Consider the following 5663-nt stretch of genomic DNA (forward strand, 5'->3'; position numbering starts at 1 on the left):
GGATGCTTTGGGCGAAAGGTGGCGGCCCCGACGGCCACCTGGATCGGGCTACCTCACACGGGCCCCCTACGAACGGAGAAAGAATATGCGTCACAAGCACGGTCAGCGTAAGCTGCAGCGCACCTCGGGCCACCGCGCCGCCCTTCTGCGCAACATGGCTGCAGCGCTCATCAAGCACGAGCAGATCCAGACCACCACGCCCAAGGCGAAGGAACTGCGTCCCTACATCGAAAAGCTCATCACGCTCGCGAAGCGCGGTGGCCTTTCGAACCGTCGTCTGGCCCACTCGCGCCTGCTCGACGAGACCCAGGAAAAGAAGCTCTTTGAAGTTCTGGCCGAGCGTTACGCCGGTCGCAACGGTGGCTACACCCGCATCATCAAGGCCGGCATCCGCGCTTCGGACGCCGCCCCGATCGCGATCATCGAGCTCGTCGACCGCGACGTCGACGCCAAGGGCCAGGATTCGGGTCCGGTGATGAACGAAGCCGAGGAATACACCGAGGCCTGAGCCCGGTCGCATTCATCGACAAGATTGCGTGAGCGGTCGCGAGTGCTAGACTCGCGGCCGCTCTTGCGTTTGGGATTGGGAGAGAACGATGCGGCGCCTCAAGGCAGTCGCACTGGGTTGCTTGCCTCCTCTGAGAGGGGCGTTGTCGCTGGCGTTGCCCTTGTCGCTGGCGCTGTCGACGCCCATCTGGGCCGGGACCATGCCTGACCAGACCTATCCGGAAACCCGCCGCGACGAGATCGTCGAAGCCCACTTCGGCGAGAAGATCGCCGATCCCTACCGCTGGCTGGAGGCCGACGTGCGCCAGTCGCCCGAGGTGGCCGATTGGGTGGCGCGTGAGAACGCGGTGACCGAGGACTACTTCTCCGGCCTGCCGCAACGCGCACGCTTCGCGCAGCGCATCCGCGAGATCATGGACTACGAGCGCTACGGCCTGCCGGACAAGGCGGGGCAGCGCTATTTCTATACCCGCAATTCCGGCCTGCAGGCGCAATCGCAGCTCTTCGTGCGCAAGGGGCTGCACGGCAAGCCGAAGCTCCTGCTCGACCCCAATACCTGGGCTGCTGACGGCGCCACGGCGCTGGATGCCTGGGAGCCATCCGAAAAGGGGCATTACCTGCTCTACAGCGTGCAGGACGGCGGCAGCGACTGGCGCATCCTGCGCGTACTCGACGTGCGCAGCGGTCAGTTGCTGGACGACGAAGTGCGCTGGGCCAAGTTTACCGGCCTGTCCTGGGTCGGTGAGGAGGGCTTCCTCTATTCGCGCTTTCCCGAGCCGGACGAAGGGGCGGCATTCCAGGGTCTGAACTACAACCACACGGTCTACTTCCATCGCCTGGGAACCGCGCAGTCCGAGGATGAGCTGGTCTACGCGACACCCGATCATCCGGAGTACAATCACTTCGCGCGGGTCACGCAAGACGGCAGGCTGGCGGTCATCACCACGTCTGTGGGCACCGATGCGCGCTACGAAGTCTCGGTGATCGATCTCGCCAAGCGGGATAGGCAGGGCTGGAAGGCGCGCAAGATCGTTTCCGGCTTTACCGACGACTGGCGTCTCGTTGAAGGTTCCGGGCTGCACGTTTGGTACGTCACCAACAAGGACGCGCCGCGCTACCGGCTTGTCGGCATCGACCTGTCGGAGGACGATCCGAAATGGACCGAACTGGTTGCGGAGCGTTCGGACATCCTGGAGCGTGCAGGCATCGTCGGCGACCGGCTCGTGCTCAACTACATGCGCAACGCGGCCAGCCATGCCGAGATCATCGGTCTCGACGGGCGCCCAGGACGCACGATCACTCTGAACGGGTATGGCACGGCCTCCGGCTTTCGTGGCCGGCCGGGCGATCCCGAGACGTTCTACGCCTTCTCCAGTTTCAACTGCCCTGCGGCGATCTACCGCATGAACATCGCGTCGGGCGAGACCGAGCCTTTTGCCGAGCCCAAGCTGTGCTTCGATCCGCAGGACTATTCGGTGGAGCAGCGCTTCTTCAAGTCGAAGGACGGCACGAGGGTGCCGATGTTCGTTGTACGCGGCAAGAAAGTGGCGCGGCTGAACCGGCCGGTGCCGACGCTGCTTTATGGCTACGGCGGTTTCGATGTCTCCTTGACCCCGGGCTTTTCGGCCGTTCGCCTGGCATGGCTGGAGGCGGGCGGGGCCTTTGCGCTCGCGAACCTGCGCGGTGGGGGCGAGTACGGGCGCGAGTGGCACGATGCCGGGCGGCGCGCGAACAAGCAGAACGTGTTCGACGACTTCATCGCCGCCAGCGAGTACCTGATCGACGAGGGCATCGCGAAGAAGGACGGGCTTGCCATCCAGGGCGGCTCCAACGGCGGCCTCCTGGTCGGCGCGGTGGTCAACCAGCGGCCCGATCTCTACGCCGCGGCAGTGGCGCAGGTGGGCGTGATGGACATGCTGCGCTTCGACCGCTTCACCGCCGGGCGCTATTGGGTGGACGACTACGGCTATCCCGACAGGGAAGCGGATTTTCGCGTCCTGCGTTCCTATTCGCCTTACCACAACATCCGCAGCGGGGTGGACTACCCGGCGATCCTCGTGACCACGGCCGACACCGACGACCGCGTCGTGCCCGGGCACTCGTTCAAGTATACGGCGGCGCTGCAGGCGGCCGATATCGGCGACAAACCGCACCTGATCCGCATCGAGACGCGGGCCGGGCACGGTTCGGGCAAGCCCACCGACAAGGCGATAGAGGAGGGCGCGGACATTCTGGCCTTCATAGCCCGCTGGACCGGGCTGGCGCTTCCGTTGCAGCGTTGATGTTCAGGAATCTGCCATTTTAGCTGAACGATGGCTGTAGCCAAGGTTCAGCGTCACCTCATGGCCGAATGGCTAGAACCTTCTCATGCCCGGACATGGCGTCCGGTCGAGAAAGGAAACGAAGCCATGGAAATGTTCACCAGGAAAATGGTCGGCACCGTGGCCGCCGGTGCCATGGCGGTTGCGACGGCCACCCCGGCATTGGCCCGGGATCACGGCGGCGGGATCGACACCGGGGATGTGATCGCCGGCGCGCTCGTTATCGGCGGGATCGCTGCGGTGGCAGCGGCTGCAAGCAGTGGGAACGACCGCTACGACTATCGCTACGACCGCGATCGCAGGGGGCGCTACGACTACGGCCGTTATGGCTATGGCCGTGGCCTGAGCGCGCGCGATGCCGTGCAGCAGTGCGTGCGCACCGCCGAACGCGCGGCCAACCGTTACAGCTATGGCGGCCGCGCCAAGGTTACCGACGTGCGCAATGTCGATCGCAAGAGCTACGGCTACAAGGTCAAGGGCCGCATCGCGGTCAACGGCATGGGTCGCCACTGGCGCTCGGGCGACCATGACTACGGCCGGGGCTGGAACCGCGACTACAGGGGTTGGAACAGCTCGCTGCGCGGCTACGATTCCGGCTCGTTCGAGTGCAAGGTCGATTATCGCGGCGGAATCCGCGACCTCGACTTCAAGGGCATTCGCGGCCTGTAACTTTTGCGACGAGCCGACAGGCTGACAGGGTAGGCGGTTCATGCCGAAGAAAGCATGGACCGCCTATTTCTTGGCAATGATGGGCGGCGCGGATCGTGCGCGCCGGACGTGGGATGGACCTGCCATGAAGACCTTCCGTTCACGCATAGCCGTTTCGCTGGCCGCCGCTGCAGTCCTGTCCATGAGCGCGACGCCGGTCTTCGCCCGCGGCTACGGCGATTGGGGGGGCTACCGCCATCACCACCATGGTCGCGGTCTCGATGGCGGGGACGTTCTGGCCGGGCTGCTGATCGTGGGCGGCATTGCCGCCATTGCCAGCGCCGCCGGCAAGTCCTCGAAGAACAAGCGGGTTGAGGAACCCTACCGCTATCCCGGCGGGCCCGACTACGACGCCCCCGAGGATCGCGGTTATGGCAACGTCCCGCGTGAGGAGCGGGGCAATCCGCGTGATTATCCCGAAGGCGCGCGCTCGAACGACAGCTTCGACGACATGGTGGCGAGCTGCGCCGACGAGATCGAGCGCGGCGAGCGTCGCATCGATACCGTCGACAATGTCGCGCGCATGGGGGATCGCTACAGCGTCGAGGGCCGCCTTGAAGACGGCCGCGACTTCGCCTGCAGCATCGACCGCGACGGGCGCGTGCGTTCGGTAGCGGTCGACGGTCACGCCCTGATCTGACTCCGGCTGCCCAGGCCAAGGCCCGCTCCGGACGAGCGGCCCAGGCCGATCAGTCTTCCGCAGGGCCGGCATGGCCGGGCAGGGCGATCGACCAGTGGATCGCCGCGCCGCGCAAGGTAAAGCCGGCCAGCACCGCGATTGCCCAGGTCACTTGCGCCGACAGCCCGAGCGCGATGCCGAGACCGGCCAGTGCGGCCGAGAGTGCAGCGGCGGTCACGTAAAGTTCCGGGCGCATCAGGATCGAGGGCTGGCCGGCCAGGACATCGCGCACGATGCCGCCGACGCAGCCGGTGATGACGCCCATCATGATCGCCGGGACGGTGGGCACGCCCCAGGCCAGCGCCTTGATCGTGCCGAACACCGCATATGTCGCCAGACCCAGCGCATCGGCCCATTCCAGCAGCTTGCCCTCCCACCAGCGTACCGGCGTGAACCACGCGATCAGGGCGACGGCAAAGCAGACGGGCGCGACGAGCGGGTCCTGAATCCAGAATACCGGCGCCCCGATCAGCAGGTCGCGCACCGAACCGCCGCCGACGCCGGTGATGAGCGCGAAGAAGGCCACGGTCACGAAAGTCTGCCGCAGGCGTGCGGCCGCCAGCGCGCCGGTCAGCGCGAAGACGGCAATGCCCAGCAGGTCGAGCATCGGCGGCAGGGCAGGGACGGGCGGCGGCGCTATCGCGGAAATCATCGGCGTCATGCCCGTCCCTTAGCACCATCCACAGGACAGGGCAGGGGCCTTGCGTCGTCATGGCAGGGCGCTAAGTCTCCAGACCGGTCACACACAAGCAACGGACATTCCCCCCATGCCCGCAAGAAACAGAACGCCCGCAACGAATAGAACGCCCGCAACGGAAAAGACGTCCGCGTCCAGGCTGACGCGCTTCTCGCTCCTTCCTCTCCTGCTCGCCGGTGCGGCGTGCACGCAGGCCCCCGGCGAAGTCGCGTCGGCGCCGCCGCCCGCTACCCGTCCGATCCCGGCCGAGGCGGATGGCGACTACAACCTGCTGGCCCAGAAGGAAAAACTGGCGACGATCCGGATGGACGTCGAGACCGGCTTCCTCAATCAGGAACAGCGCGACGTCGTCAACCTGCTGATCAAGGCCTCGGACCTGATGAGCGAGATCTACCTGCGCCAGCGCTATGCCGAAAACCCGCAGGTGCGCCGCGCGGTCTCGATGAACCGCCGGGCCGACCGCGACCTGCTGGTCGAGATGTTCGACCGCAACTTCGGCCCCTGGGACGAACTGGCCGAACTCCACCCCTTCTGGGGATCGACCCCGATGCCCGAAGGCGCAGGCTTCTATCCCGAGGACCTGACGCGCGAGGCACTGGAAGCCTATATCGCGGCCCATCCCGACCAGAAGGACGCGCTGCTCAGCCCCTACACTGTGGTGAAGCGCGATGGCGGCAGGCTCGTCGCAGTGCCGTACTCGGTCGAGTACAGGCAGTGGCTGGAGCCTGCCGCGCCGTTGCTGGAGCAGGCC

General features: G+C 66.0%; 5 protein-coding genes and 1 pseudogene. 5 read left to right on the top strand and 1 reads right to left on the bottom strand.

What is annotated here, in order from left to right; all coding sequences use genetic code 11:
* Nucleotides 1-85: 85 nt before the first annotated feature.
* The 4 genes from rplQ to SPHV1_RS06215 all read left to right on the top strand — a co-directional run bounded on the left by rplQ (nucleotide 86) and on the right by SPHV1_RS06215 (nucleotide 4176).
* On the top strand, nucleotides 86-508 hold the full coding sequence (gene rplQ / locus SPHV1_RS06200; protein WP_054945177.1) for a 50S ribosomal protein L17: 423 nt from the start codon (nucleotides 86-88) through the stop codon (nucleotides 506-508).
* An 88-nt stretch (nucleotides 509-596) separates the two neighbouring features.
* Complete coding sequence (locus SPHV1_RS06205) at nucleotides 597-2789, top strand: prolyl oligopeptidase family protein (RefSeq protein WP_082430869.1); 2193 nt, start codon at nucleotides 597-599, stop codon at nucleotides 2787-2789.
* A gap of 126 nt (nucleotides 2790-2915) precedes the next feature.
* Nucleotides 2916-3497, top strand: a complete 582-nt coding sequence (locus SPHV1_RS06210; protein WP_054945180.1) for a hypothetical protein — start codon at nucleotides 2916-2918, stop codon at nucleotides 3495-3497.
* Nucleotides 3498-3537: 40 nt separating this feature from the next.
* A complete protein-coding gene (locus tag SPHV1_RS06215; RefSeq protein WP_231634550.1) occupies nucleotides 3538-4176 on the top strand; it encodes a hypothetical protein in 639 nt (212 codons plus the stop codon).
* 49 nt (nucleotides 4177-4225) lie between these two features.
* Here the strand turns inward: SPHV1_RS06215 and SPHV1_RS06220 are convergent, their stop codons facing one another.
* A complete protein-coding gene (locus SPHV1_RS06220) occupies nucleotides 4226-4876 on the bottom strand; it encodes a trimeric intracellular cation channel family protein (protein ID WP_054945178.1) in 651 nt (216 codons plus the stop codon).
* Nucleotides 4877-4982: 106 nt separating this feature from the next.
* Here SPHV1_RS06220 and SPHV1_RS06225 point away from each other — a divergent pair.
* Nucleotides 4983-5663: pseudogene (locus SPHV1_RS06225) on the top strand (hypothetical protein); the annotation flags it as partial.

Origin of the sequence: Novosphingobium sp. KN65.2, from assembly GCF_001368935.1 — a bacterium.
Classification (GTDB): Bacteria; Pseudomonadota; Alphaproteobacteria; order Sphingomonadales; family Sphingomonadaceae; genus Novosphingobium; species Novosphingobium mathurense.

Excerpts from the sequence above, each read along its gene's own strand:
- rplQ (WP_054945177.1), top strand. The coding sequence starts at position 86 with ATGCGTCACAAGCACGGTCAGCGTAAGCTGCAGCGCACCTCGGGCCAC.
- SPHV1_RS06205 (WP_082430869.1), top strand. The coding sequence starts at position 597 with ATGCGGCGCCTCAAGGCAGTCGCACTGGGTTGCTTGCCTCCTCTGAGA.
- SPHV1_RS06210 (WP_054945180.1), top strand. The coding sequence starts at position 2,916 with ATGGAAATGTTCACCAGGAAAATGGTCGGCACCGTGGCCGCCGGTGCC.
- SPHV1_RS06220 (WP_054945178.1), bottom strand. The coding sequence starts at position 4,876 with ATGACGCCGATGATTTCCGCGATAGCGCCGCCGCCCGTCCCTGCCCTG.
- SPHV1_RS06215 (WP_231634550.1), top strand. The coding sequence starts at position 3,538 with ATGCCGAAGAAAGCATGGACCGCCTATTTCTTGGCAATGATGGGCGGC.